This window comes from Pseudomonas sp. GW821-FHT12A04 (assembly GCF_058807755.1).
This window is the reverse complement of sequence record NZ_JBXAQZ010000005.1, coordinates 141,821-163,380: the sequence shown is the minus strand read 5'-3', so window position 1 is coordinate 163,380 and position 21,560 is coordinate 141,821. Positions and strand designations below refer to the sequence as shown.

18 protein-coding genes and 4 pseudogenes are annotated in these 21,560 nt (G+C 61.9%); 10 read left to right on the top strand and 12 right to left on the bottom strand.

Annotated features, from left to right (window positions below):
• Positions 1-46: 46 nt before the first annotated feature.
• The 6 genes from AC1RS8_RS10205 (at position 47) to phnE (ending at position 6,115) form a co-directional block, all read left to right on the top strand.
• A complete protein-coding gene (locus tag AC1RS8_RS10205; RefSeq protein WP_090456244.1) occupies positions 47-1,423 on the top strand; it encodes a pyridoxal-phosphate dependent enzyme in 1,377 nt (458 codons plus the stop codon).
• Positions 1,420-2,598, top strand: a complete 1,179-nt coding sequence (locus AC1RS8_RS10200) for a trans-sulfuration enzyme family protein (RefSeq protein ID WP_489338713.1) — start codon at positions 1,420-1,422, stop codon at positions 2,596-2,598. Before AC1RS8_RS10205 ends, AC1RS8_RS10200 begins: the two co-directional genes overlap by 4 nt.
• A gap of 286 nt (positions 2,599-2,884) precedes the next feature.
• Positions 2,885-3,736: a putative selenate ABC transporter substrate-binding protein gene (locus AC1RS8_RS10195; protein ID WP_489338714.1), complete on the top strand. Its 852-nt coding sequence runs from the start codon at positions 2,885-2,887 to the stop codon at positions 3,734-3,736.
• A complete protein-coding gene (locus AC1RS8_RS10190; protein WP_489338715.1) occupies positions 3,733-4,530 on the top strand; it encodes a phosphonate ABC transporter ATP-binding protein in 798 nt (265 codons plus the stop codon). Before AC1RS8_RS10195 ends, AC1RS8_RS10190 begins: the two co-directional genes overlap by 4 nt.
• Complete coding sequence (locus AC1RS8_RS10185) at positions 4,524-5,351, top strand: PhnE/PtxC family ABC transporter permease (RefSeq protein ID WP_489338716.1); 828 nt, start codon at positions 4,524-4,526, stop codon at positions 5,349-5,351. Before AC1RS8_RS10190 ends, AC1RS8_RS10185 begins: the two co-directional genes overlap by 7 nt.
• Positions 5,348-6,115, top strand: coding sequence for a phosphonate ABC transporter, permease protein PhnE (phnE, locus tag AC1RS8_RS10180; protein ID WP_489338717.1), 768 nt, complete (start codon positions 5,348-5,350; stop codon positions 6,113-6,115). The genes AC1RS8_RS10185 and phnE overlap by 4 nt, the downstream gene beginning before the upstream one ends.
• A 189-nt stretch (positions 6,116-6,304) precedes the next feature.
• Here the strand turns inward: phnE and AC1RS8_RS10175 are convergent, their stop codons facing one another.
• From AC1RS8_RS10175 to AC1RS8_RS10165, 3 genes and pseudogenes are all read right to left on the bottom strand, one after another.
• Positions 6,305-6,556 (bottom strand): hypothetical protein, encoded by a 252-nt coding sequence (locus AC1RS8_RS10175; RefSeq protein ID WP_090456258.1) that lies wholly within the window; start codon positions 6,554-6,556, stop codon positions 6,305-6,307.
• A 564-nt stretch (positions 6,557-7,120) separates the two neighbouring features.
• Positions 7,121-7,310: pseudogene (locus AC1RS8_RS10170) on the bottom strand (slipin family protein); the annotation flags it as partial.
• A 2-nt stretch (positions 7,311-7,312) separates the two neighbouring features.
• Positions 7,313-8,689, bottom strand: coding sequence for an NfeD family protein (locus tag AC1RS8_RS10165; RefSeq protein ID WP_489338718.1), 1,377 nt, complete (start codon positions 8,687-8,689; stop codon positions 7,313-7,315).
• Positions 8,690-8,740: 51 nt separating this feature from the next.
• On the opposite strand from AC1RS8_RS10165, the pseudogene AC1RS8_RS10160 reads away from it, so the two are divergent.
• A pseudogene (locus AC1RS8_RS10160) lies at positions 8,741-8,983 on the top strand (SDR family oxidoreductase); the annotation flags it as partial.
• A 198-nt stretch (positions 8,984-9,181) separates the two neighbouring features.
• Here the strand turns inward: AC1RS8_RS10160 and AC1RS8_RS10155 are convergent.
• Positions 9,182-9,841 (bottom strand): hypothetical protein, encoded by a 660-nt coding sequence (locus AC1RS8_RS10155; RefSeq protein ID WP_090456259.1) that lies wholly within the window; start codon positions 9,839-9,841, stop codon positions 9,182-9,184.
• A 364-nt stretch (positions 9,842-10,205) separates the two neighbouring features.
• Between AC1RS8_RS10155 and AC1RS8_RS10150 the strand changes: the two are divergent.
• Positions 10,206-10,385 (top strand): annotated as a pseudogene (locus AC1RS8_RS10150) (nucleotidyltransferase family protein); the annotation flags it as partial.
• A 214-nt stretch (positions 10,386-10,599) separates the two neighbouring features.
• On the opposite strand, the gene AC1RS8_RS10145 reads toward AC1RS8_RS10150, so the two are convergent.
• Positions 10,600-12,735 carry a calcium-binding protein gene (locus AC1RS8_RS10145; protein ID WP_489338719.1) on the bottom strand — a complete coding sequence of 712 codons (2,136 nt, stop codon included), beginning with the start codon at positions 12,733-12,735 and terminating at the stop codon, positions 10,600-10,602.
• A gap of 363 nt (positions 12,736-13,098) precedes the next feature.
• Positions 13,099-13,560 (bottom strand): HvfA family oxazolone/thioamide-modified RiPP metallophore, encoded by a 462-nt coding sequence (locus tag AC1RS8_RS10140; protein WP_407516486.1) that lies wholly within the window; start codon positions 13,558-13,560, stop codon positions 13,099-13,101.
• 263 nt (positions 13,561-13,823) lie between these two features.
• Between AC1RS8_RS10140 and AC1RS8_RS10135 the strand changes: the two genes are divergently transcribed.
• Complete coding sequence (locus AC1RS8_RS10135) at positions 13,824-14,192, top strand: type 1 fimbrial protein (RefSeq protein ID WP_489338720.1); 369 nt, start codon at positions 13,824-13,826, stop codon at positions 14,190-14,192.
• A gap of 211 nt (positions 14,193-14,403) precedes the next feature.
• Here AC1RS8_RS10135 and AC1RS8_RS10130 read toward each other — a convergent pair whose 3' ends face one another.
• Positions 14,404-15,420 carry a M14 family zinc carboxypeptidase gene (locus AC1RS8_RS10130; protein WP_489338721.1) on the bottom strand — a complete coding sequence of 339 codons (1,017 nt, stop codon included), beginning with the start codon at positions 15,418-15,420 and terminating at the stop codon, positions 14,404-14,406.
• A gap of 167 nt (positions 15,421-15,587) precedes the next feature.
• On the opposite strand from AC1RS8_RS10130, the pseudogene AC1RS8_RS10125 reads away from it, so the two are divergent.
• Positions 15,588-16,073, top strand: a pseudogene (locus AC1RS8_RS10125) (TetR family transcriptional regulator C-terminal domain-containing protein); the annotation flags it as partial.
• On the opposite strand, the gene AC1RS8_RS10120 reads toward AC1RS8_RS10125, so the two are convergent.
• From AC1RS8_RS10120 to AC1RS8_RS10100, 5 genes are all read right to left on the bottom strand, one after another.
• Entirely contained in the window at positions 16,029-17,033 is a 1,005-nt protein-coding gene (locus AC1RS8_RS10120; RefSeq protein ID WP_489338722.1) for a DMT family transporter, read from the bottom strand. The pseudogene AC1RS8_RS10125 and the gene AC1RS8_RS10120 overlap by 45 nt on opposite strands.
• Positions 17,033-17,731 carry an ABC transporter permease subunit gene (locus AC1RS8_RS10115; RefSeq protein ID WP_154908666.1) on the bottom strand — a complete coding sequence of 233 codons (699 nt, stop codon included), beginning with the start codon at positions 17,729-17,731 and terminating at the stop codon, positions 17,033-17,035. The genes AC1RS8_RS10120 and AC1RS8_RS10115 overlap by 1 nt, the downstream gene beginning before the upstream one ends.
• A gap of 5 nt (positions 17,732-17,736) precedes the next feature.
• The gene (locus AC1RS8_RS10110; RefSeq protein WP_057396652.1) at positions 17,737-18,450 is read right to left on the bottom strand and encodes an ABC transporter permease; all 714 of its coding nucleotides are present in this window, start codon (positions 18,448-18,450) and stop codon (positions 17,737-17,739) included.
• A gap of 170 nt (positions 18,451-18,620) precedes the next feature.
• Positions 18,621-19,403 (bottom strand): transporter substrate-binding domain-containing protein, encoded by a 783-nt coding sequence (locus AC1RS8_RS10105; protein ID WP_489338723.1) that lies wholly within the window; start codon positions 19,401-19,403, stop codon positions 18,621-18,623.
• A 27-nt stretch (positions 19,404-19,430) separates the two neighbouring features.
• Positions 19,431-21,434: an aminotransferase class I/II-fold pyridoxal phosphate-dependent enzyme gene (locus AC1RS8_RS10100; protein WP_489338724.1), complete on the bottom strand. Its 2,004-nt coding sequence runs from the start codon at positions 21,432-21,434 to the stop codon at positions 19,431-19,433.
• Between the last annotated feature and the right edge of the window lie 126 nt (positions 21,435-21,560).

Here is a 21,560-nt window from a genome sequence, read left to right as displayed (position 1 = left end):
GCCGGTCGATGTCCACCCAGTGCGAATAGCGCAAGGAAGTGACGACATGACTGACAACTCCCGCCCTGCCGTGCTCGAACTGATCGGCAATACACCTCTGGTACGCGTCAGCCGATTCGATACCGGCCCGTGTACGCTGTTTCTCAAACTCGAATCCCAGAATCCCGGCGGCTCGATCAAGGACCGCATCGGTCTGGCGATGATCGACACCGCCGAACGCGATGGCCGCCTGCGCCCCGGCGGCACCATCGTCGAAGCCACCGCCGGCAACACCGGCCTCGGCCTGGCCCTGGTCGGCCGCGCCAAGGGTTACCGAGTGGTGCTGGTGGTGCCGGACAAGATGTCCACCGAGAAGGTCTTGCACCTCAAGGCCATGGGCGCCGAGGTGCACATCACCCGCTCCGACGTCGGCAAGGGCCATCCCGAGTATTACCAGGACGTCGCCGCACGGCTGGCAGCGGAAATTCCCGATGCGTTCTTCGCCGACCAGTTCAACAACCCGGCCAACCCGCTGGCCCACGAATGCAGCACCGCGCCAGAGATCTGGGCACAAACCCAGCATGATGTGGACGCCATCGTCGTCGGCGTCGGTTCGGCCGGCACCCTCACCGGGCTGACCCGTTTCTTCAAACGAGTACAGCCGGACCTGGAAATGGTCCTGGCCGACCCGGTCGGTTCGGTGATGGCCGAATACAGCCGCGGTGGCACCCTCCCCACCCCCGGTTCCTGGGCGGTGGAAGGCATTGGCGAAGACTTCATCCCGTCGATTGCCGACCTGTCCAGCGTGCGCCACGCCTATTCGATCAGCGACGAAGAAAGCTTTGATCACGCCCGCCAACTGCTGCGCGCCGAAGGGATTCTCGGCGGTTCGTCGACCGGCACCTTGCTGGCGGCGGCGTTGCGTTACTGCCGCGAACAGACCCAGCCGAAACGGGTGGTCAGCTTCGTCTGCGACACCGGTACGCGTTACCTGTCGAAGGTCTACAACGACCAGTGGATGAACGATCAGGGCCTGCTGCAACGCAAGCACTACGGCGACCTGCGCGACCTGATCGCGCGGCGCTTCGAGGATGGCCGAGTGATCAGCGTCGGCCCGGATGACACGCTACTGACGGCTTTCCAGCGCATGCGCCTGGCGGATGTCTCGCAGCTGCCGGTGCTGGTGAAGGGGCAGCAACTGGTCGGCGTGATCGACGAGTCCGACATCCTGCTGGGCGTGCATGAAGACGTTGCGCACTTTCGCAGGGCCGTCTCCAGCGCCATGACCGACAAACTGCAAACCCTGTCCCCCGATGCCACGCTGGCTGAACTGGAAGCCGAGCTGGGCCGTGGACTGGTGGCGATCATCCAGGATGCCTCGGGCTTTCACGGCCTGATTACCCGAACCGACATGCTCAACCATTTGCGGAGATCCCTGCCATGAGTCAACAGGATAAAAACGCCCCGCCACAGGGCTTCGCCACCCGGGTGATCCACGCCGGGCAAGCGCCGGACCCTTCGACCGGGGCGTTGATGCCGCCGATCTACGCCAACTCCACCTACCTGCAACAGAGCCCCGGGGTGCACAAGGGCCTGGACTACGGGCGCTCGCACAACCCGACGCGCTGGGCGCTGGAACGCTGCGTGGCCGACCTCGAAGGCGGCACCCGGGGCTTTGCCTTCGCCTCGGGGCTGGCGACCATTTCCACGGTGCTCGAACTGCTCGACGCCGGCTCGCACATCGTTTCGGGCAACGACCTGTACGGCGGCACCTTCCGCCTGTTCGACAAGGTGCGCCAGCGCAGCGCCGGGCACCGCTTCAGCTTCGTCGACCTGACCGACCTGGCGGCGTTCGAGGCGTCCCTGCAAGACGACACACGCATGGTCATGGTCGAGACCCCGAGCAATCCGCTGCTGCGCCTCACCGACCTCTCCGCCATCGCCCGCACCTGCCGCGCCCGCGGCATCATCTGCGTGGCCGACAACACCTTCGCCAGCCCGTGGATCCAGCGCCCGCTGGAGCTTGGCTTCGACATCGTGCTGCACTCGACCACCAAATACCTCAACGGTCACTCCGACGTGATCGGCGGTATCGCCGTGGTCGGGCAGAACGCCGAACTGGCCGAGCGCCTGGGCTTCCTGCAAAACGCCGTCGGCGCCATCGCCGGCCCGTTCGATGCGTTCCTTACCCTGCGCGGCGTGAAGACCCTGGCGCTGCGCATGGAGCGACATTGCAGCAACGCACTGGAGCTGGCGCAGTGGCTGGAGCGCCAGCCACAAGTCTCACGGGTCTACTACCCTGGCCTGCCGTCGCACCCGCAACACGAACTGGCCCAGCGGCAAATGCGCGGTTTCGGCGGGATGATCGCCCTCGACCTCAACAGTGACCTGGCCGGTACCAAACGCTTCCTTGAAAGCGTGCAGATCTTCGCCCTGGCCGAAAGCCTGGGCGGCGTGGAAAGCCTGATCGAACACCCGGCAATCATGACCCACGCCACCATCCCGCCCGATACCCGCGCGGAACTGGGAATTGGCGATGGGTTGGTGCGGTTGTCGGTGGGCGTCGAGGATGTCGAGGACTTGCGGGCCGATCTGGCGCAGGCGTTGGCAAGGATGTAAATCACCTGAATGGTGGGACACTGCAAAACCTGTAGGAGCGAGCTCGCTCGCGATGGACTCAAGACCGTCGCGTTCAGTCAGTAAACACGCGGTATCGTTAACGACCATCGCGAGCGAGTTCGCTCCTACAGTTTCATTTTTGCCTGAAGCCCTGTTGCAACGCTGGTCAAGCACGCAAGAGCCCCTATAATCGCGCCATTTTCGTCTACCCTCACGAAGCGTCGTGCAGCAATCAGCTTGTGCGGGGCGCATCGACATTTTTCCGCTATTGAACCGGAGAACTTCCATGCTCAAACGTACCCTGGCATTGGCCGTCGGCCTGACCCTATCCTTTTCCGCCCTGCTGGCACAGGCCGCCGATACCCTCAAGGTCAGCGCCATTCCTGATGAAGCCCCCACCGAATTGCTGCGCAAGTTCAAGCCCCTGGGCGAGTATCTGGAGAAGCAACTGGGCATGAAGGTCGAGTTCGTGCCGGTGTCCGACTACCCGGCGGTGGTCGAGGCGCTGGCCACAGACCGTATCGACATGGCCTGGCTGGGCGGCTTCACCTTCGTGCAGGCGCGACTGAAAACCGGCAATGCCATTCCACTGGTACAGCGTGAGCAGGACGCCCAGTTCACCAGCAAATTCATCACCGCCGACCCGGCCGTCAAGTCGCTGGCCGACCTCAAGGGCAAGTCCTTTGCCTTCGGTTCGGTCTCATCGACGTCGGGCAGTCTGATGCCGCGCTACTTCATGCTGCAGGACGGCATCAAGCCGGAAACCTATTTCAGTCGCGTCGGTTACTCGGGCGCCCACGACGCCACGGTCGCCTGGGTTCAGGCTGGCAAAGTGGACGCCGGCGTACTCAATGCCAGCGTCTGGGAAAAACTGGTCAAGGCCGGCAAGGTCGACACCGACAAGGTCAAGGTCTTCGCCACCACACCGGCCTACTTCGACTACAACTGGACCGTGCGCGGCACCCTCGACCCGGCCCTGGCTGGCAAAATCAAGGCGGCCTTCCTCGCGCTCGACCCGGCCAACCCGGAGCAAAAAGCGATTCTGGATCTGCAAGCCGCCAGCCGCTTCATCGAGACCAAGCCTGAGAACTACAAGGGCATCGAGGAAGCCGCGCGCGCTGCCGACCTGTTGAAATGACCTTGCACCTGAACCGGGTCAGCCTCACCCACGGCAACGGCGTGCGTGCGCTGCATGAGGTCGACCTGCACATCGGCGCCGGTGAGCAAGTCGCAATCATCGGCCCGTCCGGTGCCGGCAAGTCGAGCCTGCTCAACGTGATGGCCACCGCCCTGCGCCCGGACAACGGCGCGGTCGAGGTGCTCGGCGAACACGCCTGGCAGCTCGGCGCGCGTCGGCGTCAGCAGTTGCGGGCGCGCATCGGCCTGGTGCATCAGGCCCCCCCCCTGCCCCCCCGGCAACGGGTGGTCACGGCGGTGCTGGCCGGAAAGCTGGGGCAATGGGGTTTTGCCAAAAGCCTGTTGAGCCTGTTGCATCCGGTGGATGTTCCAGGCGCGCGGGCGGCACTGCTCAAGCTGGACCTGGGTGACAAGCTGTTCGCCCAGTGCCAGCAATTGTCCGGCGGCCAACTGCAGCGCGTGGGCATTGCCCGGGTGCTGTACCAGGCGCCAGAAGTGCTGCTGGCCGATGAGCCGGTGTCGGCGATGGACCCTGTGCTAGCCGGGCACACCCTGTCAGTTCTCTGCCGCCATGCCCGGGAACACCAGGTGACGCTGGTCGCCAGCCTGCATGCGGTGGAACTGGCCCTGGCGCACTTCTCGCGCATCATCGGATTGCGTGAAGGGCAGATCCTGTTCGATCTTCCCGCCAGCGACGTCGACCACGATTTGCTCGACAAGCTCTACGCCAACGAGCAACTGCTGTCGCCGCCCGCGCCGGTGGCGCCCTTGAGCCTGCAGATTCCACGATGCTGACCCGCGATACACGAGACCCGGCCACCCTGCCCCGCCTGTTGCTCAGTTTGTTGGCGCTTGCCCTGTTGTGGCCCGGTATTCATTTCAGCGAACTGGACCTGGGTGTGCTGCTCCAGGCTGACAGCCAAAGTGAAATGGGCCGGTTTGTCTCGGCCTTCTGGCCACCGGCCCATGGCGAAGAGTTCCTCCAGCTGCTGTGGCAAGCCACGTTGCAAACCCTGGCTATCGCCACCGCCGGCATGGCCCTGGCCTTGCTATTGGCCATCCCTGCCAGCCTGCTGGCCAGCCGGGCGCTCTCGTTGTCGGCGGCTTCGCGCAGCGGTCGCCCGAGCGCCTTGGGCCGGTTGTTGCGCTGGCCGGTGCGCGGGTTGCTGATCTTCCTGCGCAGCGTGCCGGAAATCGTCTGGGCCTTGCTGTTCGTGCGCGCCGTCGGCCTTGGCCCGACGGCCGGGGTGCTGGCCATTGCCATCACCTACAGCGGCATGCTGGGCAAGGTCTACGCGGAAATTTTCGAGTCGGTCGACCAGCGCCCAGCCCACTCACTGATGCAAGCCGGCAGCGGCCGGTTGGCGGCGTTCTGCTACGGCATCCTGCCCAATGTCGCGGCGGAGCTGCTGTCGTACACGGTATATCGCTGGGAATGCGCGATCCGCGCGTCGGTGGTGATGGGCTTCGTCGGCGCCGGCGGGCTGGGCCAGCAGATCGATTTGTCGTTGCGCATGTTCGCCGGCGGTGAAGTGGCGAGCATGTTGCTGACCTTTTTCGTCCTGGTGCTGTTCGCCGATCAGATCAGCCGCCTGTTGCGCTGGAGGTTCGCATGAATCGCCTTTTCAACCTGCTGCTGATCCTGTGCATTGGTGCAGCGGTCGTCGCATCGTTCAGCTACCTGGGCATCGACCTCGGCGAACTGACGGGCAGCGGTAACCTGAAGCAGATGGGTGCCTACGTGCTGCGTTTTCTCAGCCCGGACCTGAGCACCGGCCATCTGCAAGCCATCGGCCGTGGCGCCGTGGAAACCATGGCCATGTCGGCCCTCGGCACCCTGCTCGCGGCGGTATTCGGCCTGGTGCTGGCTTTGCCGGCGGCCGGTCGTTTCGGTTGGCCGCTGCAGAGTGCGTCGCGCCTCGTGCTTAACGCCCTGCGCGCCATTCCCGAACTGGTGTGGGCCGCGCTGATGGTGCTGGCAGCCGGACTCGGCCCCAACGCCGGGACCCTGGCATTGGCGATGCACACCACCGGGGTGCTGGGTCGATTGTTCGCCGAAGCACTGGAAAACACCCCGCTGCAACCCGCCGAAGCCATCCGTCTGCAGGGCGGCAACGTCGTCTGGGCCTTCTGTTACGGCACCCTGCCCAACCTGTTTCCGCAGCTGTTGGCGTACATCCTGTATCGCTGGGAAAACAACATCCGCATGGCCAGCGTGCTCGGTTTCGTCGGTGCCGGTGGTTTGGGGCAGATGCTTTATGTCAGCCTCAGCCTGTTCCAGGAAGCCCAGGCTAGTACTGTGATCCTGGCGATGTTGGTGCTGGTGTTTGCCGTCGACGGGCTGAGCAGCTGGAGTCGCCAGCGCTGGGTCAAGGCGTGATGGGGAACTGCATGGATTTGCTCACCTGATTGCATTCGATTTGAGCAACCAGTTGTATGGATTTGACTACCGCGTTTTATGGCTATGACCGACAGAAAACGACCCAAAGCTGACGGTGGCGACAGGCAGAAATCGGTTGATTCTGTTAAAAAAGTCGACCATGGTTTTCGCAGCAAAAAACAACCCGAACTATTCGCCGCGATGGCTTTCCATGTCGGCAATGACCTGTGCAGATACGTCGAACACGAGGCGGTGGTTGTCGAACAGATCGTCCTGATCCGATACGAGATCGACGGCGACATGCCCGCAGTTGAACATCAGCAATAGTTGACCGCCGTCCGGCAGCGGGACGATACGAATAGCTTCGGCTTCACCTGTGGTCGAGATGATGGCTTTGGCGATAAGCAGACGGGTGTGTGAATCAATCGAAAGAGTAGGCATGGTAGCTACTCCGCTTTAGCGAGTATTTCTCAAGCGCCCCCGCAAGTAGGATTAAATCGGCGCACCTTTGAGTGTAGCCCACGCGCACAGACTGCATAGAGGGATCAGGATCGGCGACCGGCAGAGAACGACCCATAGCTGTCGGTCTTTACATTCGTAAAAACAGAGGAGAATCATCAGTGTTTTCCCGGCACTGTCTAGGGTGCTAGTGTTGGACTCCAATGAAGTAGGGGCAGGTGATTTTCATGAGTGATTTTGGATGGGCACTCGTTCTAAGTTTCGTATTGGTCGTTGGCGCGGCAAGGATGTTCACTCGGCGAACGGGTAGGCGTTTGAATGCGGTACAGGCGATATTGCCTGTGCCGGTTTCGTTCTTGTTAGCAGCAGTTTTCGTATTAATAGGGCGGATTTTTGATTAGAGCTGAACAAACAGTGATTTTGGCCTGTTCCTGCCTGTCGCTAGGGGCTGCAACCGACCCATTGCGGACGCTCAAGCAATAGGGCACGGACTTACTTTTTTCACTTTCCCTCCATGTCTGGCTAGTTGTCGCTCCCCCGGCCAGCCACGCGAACCATCTGTTGCCCCATCGGAATCAGCAGAATCAATCCCGGCCCCTTGACCTGCCAGAAGCACCCGAATTGGCGAGTTGGTACACACTACCTCGCGCTCGTAGTCGCGCAGAATCCGGAAGGCCGAGACCACCAACACGTGGAACAGCGCTATCAGCGCGCCAAAACCCAATTCGCCAAACATGATTAATCTTCTAGCGGTGGAGTTTCATCCTGCACAGTGACGTCCAGCAGCACGCCCTTGCGCGCCACCACCCGGACCTGTTGGCCCAGGCGCAGGGGCGAGTTACTCCGCACTTGCCATTTTTCGCCCTGCAGTTGCACCCAGCCACTCATCGGCAGGCCCGGCAGCAGCCCCGTCACCGTGGCCAGGCTGCCGACCAGACCCGCATCGCCGCTGACCAGGGCGCGGCGTCGGGCCTTAAGCGCCATACCGACCAGCGTCATCAGCAACAGGGCACTAGTCAGTGCCATGCCGATGATCAGCGTCAACGGAATGCCGAAGCCCGGCACATCGGTGTCCATCAAAATCACTGCGCCGACTACAAAGGCAACCACCCCACCGAAGCCGATTACACCGAAACTCGGTAGAAACGCCTCGGCGATCATAAAGGCCAGCCCCAGCAGAATGAGCCCGACCCCGGCGTAATTCACCGGCAACAGTTGCAGGGCATACAGCCCCAGCAACAGACAGATGCCACCGAGTACCCCACCGACGCCCGACCCCGGGTTCATGAATTCGAACATCAGGCCATAGACCCCGATCATGATCAGCAGCAAGGCCACACTGGGGTTGGTGATCACCGCCAGCAGTTGCGTGCGCCAATCAGGCGCAAGGTCGATGAGAGTAGCCCCGGCGGTGCTCAGTTTCAGCGTTTGACCGGCGACATTCAGGCTCTTGCCGTCCAGTTGCTTGAGCAGGTCCGCCACGTCATTGGCCACATAATCGACCACCTTGAGTCTGAGTGCTTCGTCGGCAGACAGGCTGGCCGCTTCGCGTACCGCTTGTTCGGCCCAGTCGGCATTGCGTCCGCGCAATTGCGCAAGACCACGGATGTAAGCCGCCGCATCGTTGATCTGTTTGCGAGTCAGGGTGTCCAGCGGCTCGGGCGGGGAGTTCTTGTCGGTGGTAGTTGGGCGCGGCGGTTCGGGCGCGGTTCCGGGCAGGCCGCCGATCTGCACCGGCGAAGCGGCGCCCAGGTTGGTGCCCGGGGTCATGGCGGCAATGTGGCTGGCATACAGGATATAGGTGCCGGCGCTGGCCGCGCGTGCGCCACTGGGGGCGACGAAACTGGCCACTGGCAGGGGGCTGGCCAGAATCGCCTTGATGATCAAGCGCATCGAAGTGTCCAGCCCACCGGGAGTGTCGAGGTTGATGACCACCAACTGTGCGCCCTCGGTCACCGCACGCGTCAGGCCGCGCACCACGTAGTCGGCATTGGCTGGACCAATGGCATCGTTGACGGTCAGGACCACGACACTGCCCGCAGCCTTCGCCGAACCCGTCGGTAATCCGACCAGTATCATCAGCAAGAGCAGGCGGCACCACCAGTGACTGTTCACGGCCCCTCCCAGTTGCCGGTTCGGCAGCCTGCAACTTTCACTTAAAGCGTAGTTGAGTCAGCCAGGGTTTCACCGGGATGAGTGGAGACTGAGGCATCAGTCGCCTTTGTAGAGGAGATTGCGAGGCAGAACGGCACCGATTATGAGGGTGGCCGCCAAATCGTAATGGGCTCAATGGGAGGCATCCCGATCGGACGACCCGCTAAACCAAGGGAAGTAGCCGATCTCATCACATTCCTCGTCTCGCCGCTTGCAAGCTCCATTACTGGTACTGAATACGTCATCGATGGCGGATACTCCGTCTGGTGCAAGGATAGCAATACGGGGTCAGGTCTTGCCTTTTGCATAATAGCGATGGCAAAAGACAAGACCTGACCCTGAGGTTTCACAGACTTTCTGCACTGATCCGCCGTGCCTAGGAATGCGGCGACCCCGGCCACTCTACTCGGCCCGGCCCGCTTGCAACTTGCGACCCCGCAGCGGCATCGCCCGTCATTCTGCGGCAAAGCAGTACAGCAGCCCCGCCCCGCCCGAGCCGGCCAGGGCTTCGCTGCTGCAGCCACGCGAGGGGTGCGAGGAGTTCCACGAGCGTGCCGCCGCATCGTCACGCAGTCCTATTCGGTCATGATGACCGACCTGGGCCGTCCCTTCGCCGCTGCTGGTCCAGTTGCTGCAGGTATGGTCATCGCTACCGGCGAACGCAGTTCCGTCCGCCTGCGAGCCGGTGAGGATGTCGTGCATGTTCGGCGTGTCGCCGCGCCCCTTAACCAGCGCCCCGTGTTCGTCCAGGGCCATTTCCTTGGTCAGTTGGTTGTCGCCGTGCAGTTGCGCGACGTCGCGGGCGATGACGACCCCCTTGGCGTTTTGCCAAGGGCCCTGGCCGATGCGATCACGGGCATTGACCGCCCCCGCACTGCCGACGGCACTGGTGCTGAGGTAAGCACGCCAGGTGTGCTGGCCCGCCCCGACGGCGGAGGCCAGCGTCTGGCAGTGCCTATCGGCGCCGCTCAGACCACCTAGATCGGCGCCCTTGCCCATGCCGAGGCTAGTGACAAAGAAGGTCATGTCCGTTTGCTGGGCCTGACTGGCGAAACTGCAGGCTATTGCCAACAGGGCAGTCGGTAAGGTGAGAGTGAAAGTCGTGATGTGCATGTGCAGTCCTCCTGCGGGAACACGGCCTCCAAGATGGAATATGACCGAGAAATTGAGCCTAGACGACGCCGGTTACCGACACACAGCCGCGGTTCAACCTTCCGTCCTCATGTATTGCTTGAGTGCGCGGCTCGCAGTTTGGCGAGCCGGCGTTGGATGCAGGATGCGGTAAGGCTCAATCCACTTGGGGCGCTCTAGGGGCTTCGATACTTTTTCGACACGGCCCCGGGGAGCCAGAAAGCAAAAACCCCCGATCTCTTTCGAAATCAGGGGTTTTCGTATTTCTCAAAGCAATGCGGGGTCAGGTCTTGCCTTTTGCATAATAGCGATCGCAAAAGACAAGACCTGACCCTGAGGTTTCAAGGTAGCTGTACGGCTTGGAGTAGAGGGTGTGGTCGAGGTCGCGGCACCACTCGGCCTAGACGATCTCTTTAACCTTGTCGTCCGACCTACGGTGAAGTTCCGAGCAGATAAACGGCAGGTCTATCTGAACCGCCTGCGCTCAAAAAACTGGCTCGCAACCTGGCCGGATCTGAAGGTTCTCCCGATAGGCCGAAACGTTTCAGCTTCGAAGTTTCATGCCCGTTTCGGATCGTTAGCCGCCATTCCCGAACGCTTCTGGCCGACTTCTGCCTTCCTCGACCGGCTGAAATCGACCCGACATTCGGAGTAAAAAAATAAATCAGTCCCCTTTCCCCTTCTGGTTTCGCGACGCGGCATGCTCACGCCATCCCCCGGCGTGAGCATGCGCCGATCACTCAGGTAAAGGCGAAGTCCGCCTCGGTGATCGCGGCCTGTGGGACGCCGGTCAAGGTGATGCTTCCCACATCCGGCTGGCCAGTGACGGTAATGAATGCCTCACCGAACTGTTCTCCAATATCGAGACTCGCGAAGGTGAAACCGCTAGTGCTCAGGTCGATCAGGTCAGTGCCGTCCTCGAAGTCGAAGATGGTGTCCGTTCCCCACACCGCACCGAACTGGAACTTGTCCGCACCGAGGCTCGGCTCGAAGAAAACGTCACCGACCATGAAGTCGTCGACGCTGCTGCCCACCAATACGTCGGCGCCTACGCCGCCTTCCATGACGGCGCCGCTGGCGCCCGCGGTCAGGGTGTCGTTGCCGGCGTCACCGTCGAGGTTGGACTGGAAGCCGAAGGGGTCGTCGCCCCCGAACAGCTGGTCGTCGCCATCGCCGCCACTGGCATTGGCGAATTCCTGGACGATCAGGGTGTCGTTGCCGGAACCGCCGAGCAGCTCGTCGAAGCCCAGGCCGCTATCGATGACGTCGTCACCGCTGCCGCCGTCGAGGAAGTCGGCTCCTTCCAGGCCGAAGATCTGGTCATTACCGCCCAGGCCGAAGATGCGATCGTCGCCATCGGTGCCGGTGAGCACATCATTCCCCTCGGTGCCGGCGGTGATGAGGCTCGTGTTACGACCGAAGTCGCCCGCCGTCAGGTTGTGCGTGCCCTGCAGGCGCAGGGTGAAGTCGAGGCTGTCGAGCACACCGTCGTCGTTTTCGTCGGCGATCAGCCAGGTGTTGCCAGGGCGCAGGCTGTAGAACAGGTCGGTCACGCCGTTGCCACCACCCACCAGCACGGCGCCCAGTTGCGGATTGACATTGACCTGGCCGCGGAAGAAGAACTCATTGTTGAGTTCCAGGGTGTCGCCGCCCACTACGCCTGCGCCCTGGAAGTCGACCAGGGTGTCGAAGGTGGCGAAGGGCGAGCTGGGGTTGAAGCCGGTGAAGAACTCGAACTCGTCGTCGCCGGCGCCACCGGTGAGACTGTCCTGGCCACCTTCACCCATGATCAGGTCGTTGCCGGCGCCGCCATTGAGCATGTCGTTGCCGGGGCCGGCGAACAGTTCGTCGTTGCCGTCTTCGCCGAAGATCTGGTCATTGCCGTCGCCGCCGAAGAAGTCGTCGTTGCCCACGCCGCCATTGAGGACGTCGTTGCCGTCGTCGCCGTCGAGGGTGTCGTTGCCTTCGCCGCCATTGACGACGTCGTTGCCTGCGCCGCCGGACAGAGTGGTGTCGTTGCCGGCGCCACCGTTGATGATGTCGTTGCCCTCATTGCCGGTCAGAAGGTCGCGGTCGGCGCCACCATTGATAATGTCATTGCCGGTGCCACCGGAGATCCGGTCGATGCCCGCGTCACCGTTCAGGGTATCGTTACCGTCGCCGCCATTGATGATGTCGTTGCCGCCATTGCCGTTGATCACATCGCCGCCGCCCAGGCCGAAGATGGTGTCAGGATCGTTGGTGCCATTGATCACGTCGCCGCCTTCAGTACCGCGCAGGACGAAGGCGGTGGTGCCGAAGTCGCTCCTGGTCAGGTTGTGGATGCCGTCCAGCTGCACAGCGAAGTCAGTGGCGTCGAAGATGCCGTTGTCGTTGGAGTCGGCGAACAGCAGGGTGCTGGCGGCACCGAGGGCGAAGAAGACTTCGGTGAAGCCGTTATTGCCGAAACCGAGGCTGGTTCCCACCGTGGGTACGTCGTTGCGAGCGCCCTGGAAGACCAGGCGGTTGGGGAAGCTGGAGAGCCGCAGGATGTCGCCGCCGACCTGACCTGCACCTTCGAAGTCGGTGACGCGGTCCTGGCTCAGGGAGCTGGACTCGTTACCGGTTTCCACGGTCCAGAAGTAGCTGTCGATGCCGGCACCGCCGGTGAGGATATCGGCGCCTGATCCGCCGTCGAGAGTATCGTTGTCGTTGCCTCCGAGAAGTGTGTCGTTGCCGAGGTCGCCGAAGAGGTCATCGTTGCCGTCACCGCCGTCGACAATGTCGTTGCCGCCAAGGGCAAACACGCTGTCGTTGCCGGCCAGGCCGGTTATTTGGTCGTCTTCCTCGGTGCCGAGCAGAAAGTCATCACCCAGGGTGCCAGGGATAATAGCCATGGTTCTACCCTCCGTTGATGGAGATGGTAAGCGTGAACTGCGTTACAGCGGGTTGAGGTTAATTAGACAACTCCAAGGGATCGCAAGTGCGCCACTTTGACCTGACCGTTTATCGCGAATGCAGCCGCGTGTTGATGAGCCCTGTAGCATTCGCCAACCCTCCACCGCTGCAACATGGCTAGCTCCAGAGTTCCAGGGCAGGAGGGGTTGAAAAGCGGTTATTGCCCGGTGAAGTAATGAAATATCGAGAAACACATAAGTCTTCCTTGAGTGAACTTTCACAACGTTCTCCCATACAGTACTGCCCACGCAAAAAACCCTTCCTGCGTTTCAACACAGGAAGGGTTTTTTGTTTGCGACCGATCAGTCTTTAGCCTGGCTCAACTTGGTGAACAGTTCCGTCGGTACTTTCTTGCCGTTGGAAGTGAACTGGTTAGTGCGGAACTTGTACACCTCACCCTCGGACAGGAAACCATCGCTGTTGGTGTCCATCGCCTTGAATTCCTCAGTGCCCTTGGGCGCCACCGCCAGCAGTTCCTTGAGCGACACGCGGCCGTCATCATCGGTGTCGGTGCGCGCGAAAGAAGCATCGCCGCACTTGCCTTCACCGCACTTGCCCTCGGCCTGGGTCTTTTGCGCGCCGGCTTCGCTGGCACCGCACTTGCCTTCGCCACACTTGCCTTCGCTGGTCTTTTCCGCAGAGGCCAGTTGATAGCCCTGAGGCAAGGCTTCAGCGGAAAACGCAGTGGAAGCGAAGTTGATACCGCCGACCAGTGCAACAGCGAGCAGGCCAATACGGGTTTTGTTCGACTGGATACGAGACATGTTGATACTCCGGATCATTTGCGCGGCTGGACCACTATTGGTCGTGCCACAAGGGTTGATAAACCTGGTTGCGAGCTGCGTTGTGCCTCTCGCTTTGGCAGGTCCATTTGGCCCCAGTGGTGTATCCGGGCTGTATCCGTGGGGAGCTGGTTTTGTATGGCTGTACGAAGATGTGGCGCCCTGATACACGGCGATACAACAAAAGCCTCAAGCTTCTAGAGTTCATTGACGACCTAGACCTTACAACTCAAGGAGCGTTAAGCATGAACGGCAAACGTATAGCAGCGGGATTGAGTCTTTTGTTCGCACTCAGTGGTGCGTGCCTGGCGGCGCCGGGCACCATCAGGTTTCAAGGCAGCATTGTCGAGCCGGGCTGTCAGTCACGCGTGGGTACGCATGGCACATTCGAACTTTACCAATGCCCGGCCCAGAGTCGCGCGATGGGGATTGAGGCAAACACCATCGCGCCAACCGCCAGTGTGAGCGCTGTCGGTCAATCCAGCGTCAACGTCAAACTGCTCGCTGACAGTGGTCGGGAAGGTCGCTATTTCGATCAGCAGTATGCGTTGGTGGATGATGCAGGCTCCCCTGTCCGCTCGGGGAGCTACCTGATTACCCTCAGCATTCCCTGACAACTGAGCCGGGCTGATGTTGGCTGAGGCTTACACCGAACCTGTGGCGAGGGGGCTTGCCCCCGTTGGGCTGCGAAGCGGCCCCCGCTTTTCTTCAGTCAGATAGTGCAGGCAGGTTTTGCGACGGCTTCGCCGCCGAACGGGGCGGTGCGGCGTTCCGACAAGCCCCCTCGCCACAAATGTCATGACACTACTATTGCGAAGGTGAGGCTTAGTTCGGGTCCAGCAACCCGCCGCTCCAGTTACGCGACACCCGGCTGCCGGTGAATTTCGCCACGCCCATGCCCTGGGGTATCAGGCGGTCGCGATAGCGCGTCACCAGGCGCCCCGCTTGTTCGGCGTGCAACACCACTTCGGAAGACGGATCGCCCGGGCGCCCGAGAATCCGCGCAAAGCGCTGGCCTTCTTCGACGAAATCCCCCAGCTCTTTTTCGAAGATCAGCACCCCGGGTTGCGGGGCGAGGATGGTTTCCATGTGGCCCATTTCCACGGCTTCGACGGGCCATTCTGCAGGCGCCACTGACTCATCGATGACACCGCAACCGCACAGCCAGTTGTACAGCCCTGCGGCATCCTGTTCGGCAAAACGGTCGCTGACATCGCCCTGCCCGCGCAGCTCCAGGGTCGCAGCCATGCGCCCCGCTGTGACTCCGTCGCGTATCCATGGGGCAATAATGGTTTCCTCGAAGGAGCCATCGCCGCCGTCATCCCAGATGATCGCCACGTCCATCTTCATCGCCGCCGCCAGTTCGCGGCCACGGGGCCAGAAACTGCGGTGCACGTACAGGTACGGTAGCGCCTCGTCGTCGGTGTGCAGGTCAAGCATCACATCGGCCGGGGCGGCCAGTTGCACCAGTTTCTTTTGCCATTGCTGAACGCAGGTCGAAGGTCGCTCCATGGCCGTCGACTGGTCGAACGAGCGATTGAAGTTATGCCCGGTGGCGTCGTGATAACGACCAAGGATCCGCCCCTGGCGAAACTGCCCGATGCCCAGCGGATTGGCCTGCGGCACCACGGTGATGTTGCCTTTGAGCCGGCCCTGGGTTTCGGCGGTGTGCAGTCGTTGCATCAGCAAGTGCAGGACCAGCATCCCGGCGATTTCATCGGCGTGTACGCCGGCTTGCAGATGCACGTTTGGCCCGCTGCCGTCGCCTGCATAACGCCAGGCACCGACCCGCACGGCATCGCCATTGTTGTTGCGAACACTGAACGAAATATCCTGCGGCATTGGCTTCCCTCCCGTCATGAATGCTGAAAAACGTGGTATCGCTGCTGTAGCTGGTGATTGAACAGACGTTCAACTAAGCTCGGAATCGTGGAACCTCACCCAAGGACAACCCTGTGACAACCGATGCCCCGAAAAACCGCCGCGCCGAACCCGATGACCGTCGCGAAATGCTGGTGGCCGCCACTCTGCGTTGCCTGGGCCGCGACGGTCACGCCGGGATTTCCGTACGGCGCATTGCCACCGAAGCCGGCGTGTCCGTGGGGTTGCTCAACCACCATTTCGGCAGCATCGAGGCACTGATCGCCGACACCTATCAGCGGCTCGCGAGCGAACTGACCACCGCCCTGCTCCAGGAAATCGAGCAGGCCCAGACACCCGCGCAAAAGATCGATGCCTTCCTGGAAGGCTCGTTCTCGCCCAGGGTCATGGACCCGAAACTGCTCGGCGTGTGGGTGGTGTTCTGGAGCCTGATCCGTCACTCCGAACACGTCAGCCAGTCCCACGAAAAAAGTTACCGCGCCTACCTCGACCTGATCCGCCAGTTGCTCGACGGGCTGGCCGCCAGCGAAGGCTTCGTGATTCACGACACGCGCCTGGCCGCCATCGGCTTATCGGCGATGCTCGACGGGCTCTGGCTCGAGTGGTGCCTGAACCCCGAGACCTTCAGCGCCGCCAACGGACTCCACATCTGCCGTTGCTGGATAAAGGGGCTGCGTCACGGAGCATTCAGCACCGACGACATCCTGTGAAGAATGCCGGCCGAAGATCATCGCCAGGGTGCCACTGACGGCGATCAGCCCGGCGCCGATCATCAGCGACATGTCCATCAGCGTGCCCCAGACCAGGCTCGACAGCGCAAACGCCCAGATCAGCCCGGTGTATTCGAACGGCGCGAGCAGGGTCGCGGTGGCGCGGCGGAAACTGGCGAACAACAGGAACTGGCCGATGCCACCCACCAGGCCGGCGCCGAGCATGCCCAGCCAGGCGGGCGTCGGTGATGGCGTGTGGGTCCACGGCAGGGCAACCGCCATGCAAATCACGAACACCACGTTGGTGATCAGCATCTGCTCCAGCACTGAGGTCTGCTCATCCACCTGACGCAACTGGATGTAGGTGAACGCCCAGCACATCGCCGCCAGCAGGGTCAGGACGATCGGCAACGGATCGGTCATGTTGTCGGGGCGACAGGCAATGACCACCCCGACAAAACCGATGATCAGGCTGAACCACTGCCAACCGCTGGCGCGCTCCTTGAGGATCACCGCCGCCAGCACCGTGACCATGATCGGCGCGGAAAAATACAGGGTGGTCATCTCGGCCAGGGTCAGGTCCCTGGCCGCCGTGTAGTACAGCACCCAGGCGACGATCGACAGCAAACCGCGCACCACCAGCAAGCGCCGGCTCGGTGAACGCCAGGCCCGCTGGATCAGGCGCAGGCGCCCCGCCAGCAACACCGCGGCGACCACCACCAGGCTGCGCCAGAACAGGATGGTCACCACCGAATAATCGGCCACCAGCCATTTGATGACCGCGTCCTGCAAGGCCAGGAACGCGTAGCCCAGGGTGCACAGGCCAATGCCCTGCAGCGAGCGGTCAACCGTTGGCGAACTCATCAGGCTGACCTGCGCACGGGCGTCCCGCGCCGTTCGGCAAAGGCAAACAGCGCTTCGATCAGGAACGTCAGGCAGACGTAGACGGCGGCCACCAGCAACAAGGGTTCGTACACTTGCAGGGTCTGCGCGCGGACCACGTTGGCGGCGCCGAGCAGGTCGATCACGGCGATGGTCGAGGCCAGTGCCGTGGACTTGAGCAGCATCACGGTTTCCCCGGCCAGGGTCGGCAACAGCAGGCGCAGGGCTCGGGGCAAGCGCACTCGCAACAACGATTGGCGCGCCGTCATGCCAAAGGCCGACGCGGCTTCCATCTCACCCTTGGGCACCGCCAGCAGGCCACCGCGAATCACTTCGCCGACATAGGCCCCCATCGACACCACCAGGGCGAACACGATGTACCAGTAGCCATCACGCAGGTACGGCCAGAGAAAGCTGCCACGAATCAGCGGGAACTGGGCAAACAGGCTGCCCAGCCCGTAGTAGTAGATGTAGATCTGGATCAGCAACGGCGTGCCGCGCGTCACGCTGGTGTAGAACAGGCTGACCTTGGCGATCACCTTGTTTTTCGAAATCCGTGCCAGCGCCACCAGCACCGCCAGCAGGTAACCGAACACACTCGATACCAACAGAATGACGAGGGTGGTTTGCAGCCCCCGGCCCAACAGTGCCGCGTATTCAACTATCCACGCTGGAATCATTTCAATCACTCAGCCAAAGGCATCCAGCGACGAATACGTCGCTCAAGCCGACCCGACAGATAGTTCGACGCCAGCGTCACCGCGTAATACAACGCGGCAGCCGTGAGGTAGAACAACAGATAGTGGCGCGTCGACCCCGCGCCTTGCTTGGCGGTGTACAGCAGCTCATTGGTGCCGACCACGCTGATCAGCGCACTGTCCTTGATCAGGTTGATCCACAGGTTGGCCATCCCGGCCATCGCATACGGCGCCATGATCGGCAGCGTAACCCGGCGAAACAGCCCAAAACCGTTGAGGCCGAACGCCTTGGCCGCTTCGATCTGGCCGAAGGGAATCGCCTGGATCGCCGCGCGGAAAATCTCCGAGGCATAGGCGCCCTGCACCAGCCCAAGCACCACGATGGCCGCCAGCGGGCCGCTGACATTGACCACGCCGTAGCCGAGCCGGGTCATCAGCGAATTGAGGAGCATGGAGCCGACGTAGTACAGCAGCAGAATCAGCAGCAATTCCGGAACCGCCCGGAACAACGTGGTGTAGCCGCGCATCAGCGCTGCAATCGGCTTCGGCGCGCCGAGCTTGAGACACGCCACCACCAGTCCGATAGCCAGCCCGAGGACAAAGGCCCCGGCGGAAATCTGCAGGGTCATCCAGAGCCCCTTCAACAGCGCACTGCCCCATCCCTGCTCAGTGAAATTGATCAGATCGAACATTGCCGGCATTTCAGTCTCCAGTTGGCGGTTAGAAAGCACCGCCAGACCCTGTGGGAGCGAGCTTGCTCGCGATAGCGGTGGTTCAGTCAACTTGGATGTTGACTGTCATGCCCTCATCGCGAGCAAGCTCGCTCCCACAAGGATTTGCGTTTTCCAAGGGTTCGCGTTCGACCTGGCTGTCAGAACGCAGGCTTCACGCTGGTGCCGAAGTAGCTTTGGGAGAGGTCGTCGTAGTCCTTGCTCGCCAGCAGCTCCTGGATGGCCTTGTCCAGTTTGGCCTTGAGTTCGGTGTCGTCCTTGCGCAGGCCGGCACCCACGCCTTTGCCGAAGATCGGGTCATAAGGCACGGTGCCGAGGTAGGCCAGGTCCTTGGCATCCGGGGTCTTGATGAATGCGGCCATGGCGGTGCCGTCGGCCATCATCAGGTCGATGCGCCCGGCAATCAGGTCGGCGTTGGCCGAGTCCTGGGTGTCGTAGTACTTAATGTCGGCAATTTTTTCGTAGTAGGTCTTCAGGTAGCTGGCGCTCACGGTCGAGTTCTGCACACCGATGATCTTGCCCTTGAGGTCATCCGGGTACTTCTTCACCGAAGCCTCTTTCGGGCCGACGACGGCAATCGCCGAATCGTAGTAGGCCTTGCTGAAGGCGATCTGTTTCTCGCGTTCTTCGGTCACCGACATCGAGGAAAAGATCACGTCGATCTTCTTCGCCAGCAGCGACGGAATGATGCCGTCCCACGCTACTTCCTTGATTTCGCAATCGGCTTTCATTTCGCTGCACAGCTTGTGGATCAGGTCGACTTCAAAGCCCTTCCACTCACCATTGGCCTGTTTTTCGGTGTATGGCGGATAGGGTTCGGCTGCCACCGCGAACCTGATCGGTTGCGCTTGGGCCGCGCTCATGCCGGCCAGCAATACGCAGGCCGCACCGGTCAACCAGTTTGCAAAACGTCGATTTCCCATGTTGTTTTCCCGTCTTTTTATGATGAGTTAGCGAGTCTGATGAGCGTTGACGAATTGTCGGCAACGCTCGCTGCGTGGGTGTACGAACACTTCGTCCGGCGAACCGGTTTCCTCGATCAGCCCTTGGTGCAAAAAGGCGACTTTGGAAGAGACATCGCGTGCGAAAGCCATTTCATGAGTCACCAGGATCATGGTCCGGCCTTCTTCGGCGAGGGAGCGGATCACCCGCAGCACTTCCCCGACCAGTTCCGGGTCGAGTGCCGAGGTGGGTTCATCGAACAGCATGACCTTGGGCCGCATGGCCAGGGCCCGGGCGATGGCCACCCGTTGTTGCTGTCCCCCGGAGAGAAACGCCGGGTACTCGTTGCGCTTGGCCGCCAGCCCGACGCGTTCGAGCAGGGCTTCGGCCCGTTCAGTGGCCTCCGCACGGCTTTCACGCAGGACCTGGGTCGGCGCTTCGATGAGGTTTTCCAGCACCGTGCGATGGGGCCAGAGGTTGAAGTTCTGGAACACCATGCCCAGGCTGGAACGGATGCGCACAAGCTGTTTGGCGTCCGACACCAGCGGTGCGCCGGGACGGTTCTGGTTAAGGTGAATGCTTTCGCCATCGACCAGGATGCGGCCCTGGTCCGGCACTTCGAGCATGTTGATGCAGCGCAGCAAGGTACTTTTGCCCGAGCCGCTGGCACCGATCAGGGAGATCACTTCGCCCTCGCGGGCGGTCAGGGAAACACCCTTGAGCACTTCGATATTGCCGAAGCGTTTGTGCAGGCCATCGACCTCGATCATGGTCCTGGCCGCGGCCGGTTCGACGGTCGCGGTGCTGGTCACCGTGCCGATCACCGGCCTGGGCGCTTCACCATTGAGTACCTGGACAAAGCCGCGAATACGCTGGCAGGCCTGGGCCAGTCGCTCATCACTCAGGGTGAATGAAAGCCGCACAAACCCTTGGGCCGGCTCACCGAATGCCGCGGCATCCAGCACCGAGACACCGGCTTCGCGCAGCAGGCGCCAGGCGAACTCCAGCGAGGTCAGGCCGGTGCCGCGCACATCCACCAGCACGAACATGCCGGCATCGGGATTGAGCACGCTGATGCCCGGGCAATCCGCCAATCCGGACACCACCAGATCGCGGCGCCGACGATAGATCTCGCGCATGCCGTGGGTGACTTCGTCATGGGACTGCACGGCCTTGAGCGCCGCTTCCATGACAAACCCGGGCAAGCCGTACAGCATGCTCAACACCAGGGTTTCGACATGGTTGACCAGGGCTTGATCGGCCACGACCCAGCCGATGCGCCAACCGGTCATGGCATGGGATTTGGACAGGCTGCCGATCACCACGCAGCGCTCGGCCATGCCCGGCAACGCTGCCAGGCTGAGGTGTTCACGCTCATAGGCGAGGCTCTCGTAGACCTCGTCCACCACCACCCACAGGTCATGGGCAATGGCGAGGTCGGCGATGGCTTGCAGCTCTTCACGACCCAGCACCACGCCGGTGGGGTTGTTCGGGTTGGAGAAGAAAATCGCCCGGGTGCGCGGGGTAATGGCCTTGGCCAACACGGCGGCATCGAGGCGGAAACCCGAGTCCGCCGCACAAGGCACCCGCACCAGCGTGGCGCCGGACGCCTTGAGGGTCGCTTCGTAGGTGACGTACATCGGATCGAAGGCAATCACTTCGTCGCCGGCACCGAGCAGGCACATCGAGGTGGCGAACAAGGCGTTCTGCGCACCTGCCGTGAGAATGACGTTGGTCGCCTGCAGTTCGCGGTCGATCAATTGGCTGTAGCGGCCGGCAATGGCCTCGCGCAGGGCCTGGCGACCGGCGATTTCGGTGTAGTGGGTATCCCCTTCGCGCAGGGCGTGGATGGCGGCATCGGTAATGAAATCGGGAGTGGGGAAATCCGGGTCGCCGACGCTGAGGATGATCACGTCCTCGCCATTGCGCTGCGCAGCGTTGGCCGCGTAGTGGATATCCCAGGCAGCAACGCCTTGGCCACTGATCCGTTCAACAAAGGGTGAAAACCGCATGCCAGTGCCTCGTTCGAATTGAAGAAACGCAAGCCCGCAACCAGCCGGGGGAAGGTGGCCCTCAACATAGTCCAGACTGAACACTCGTTCAACAGAAAACTCGCGAGGCTTCGCGTTCAGCGCAAA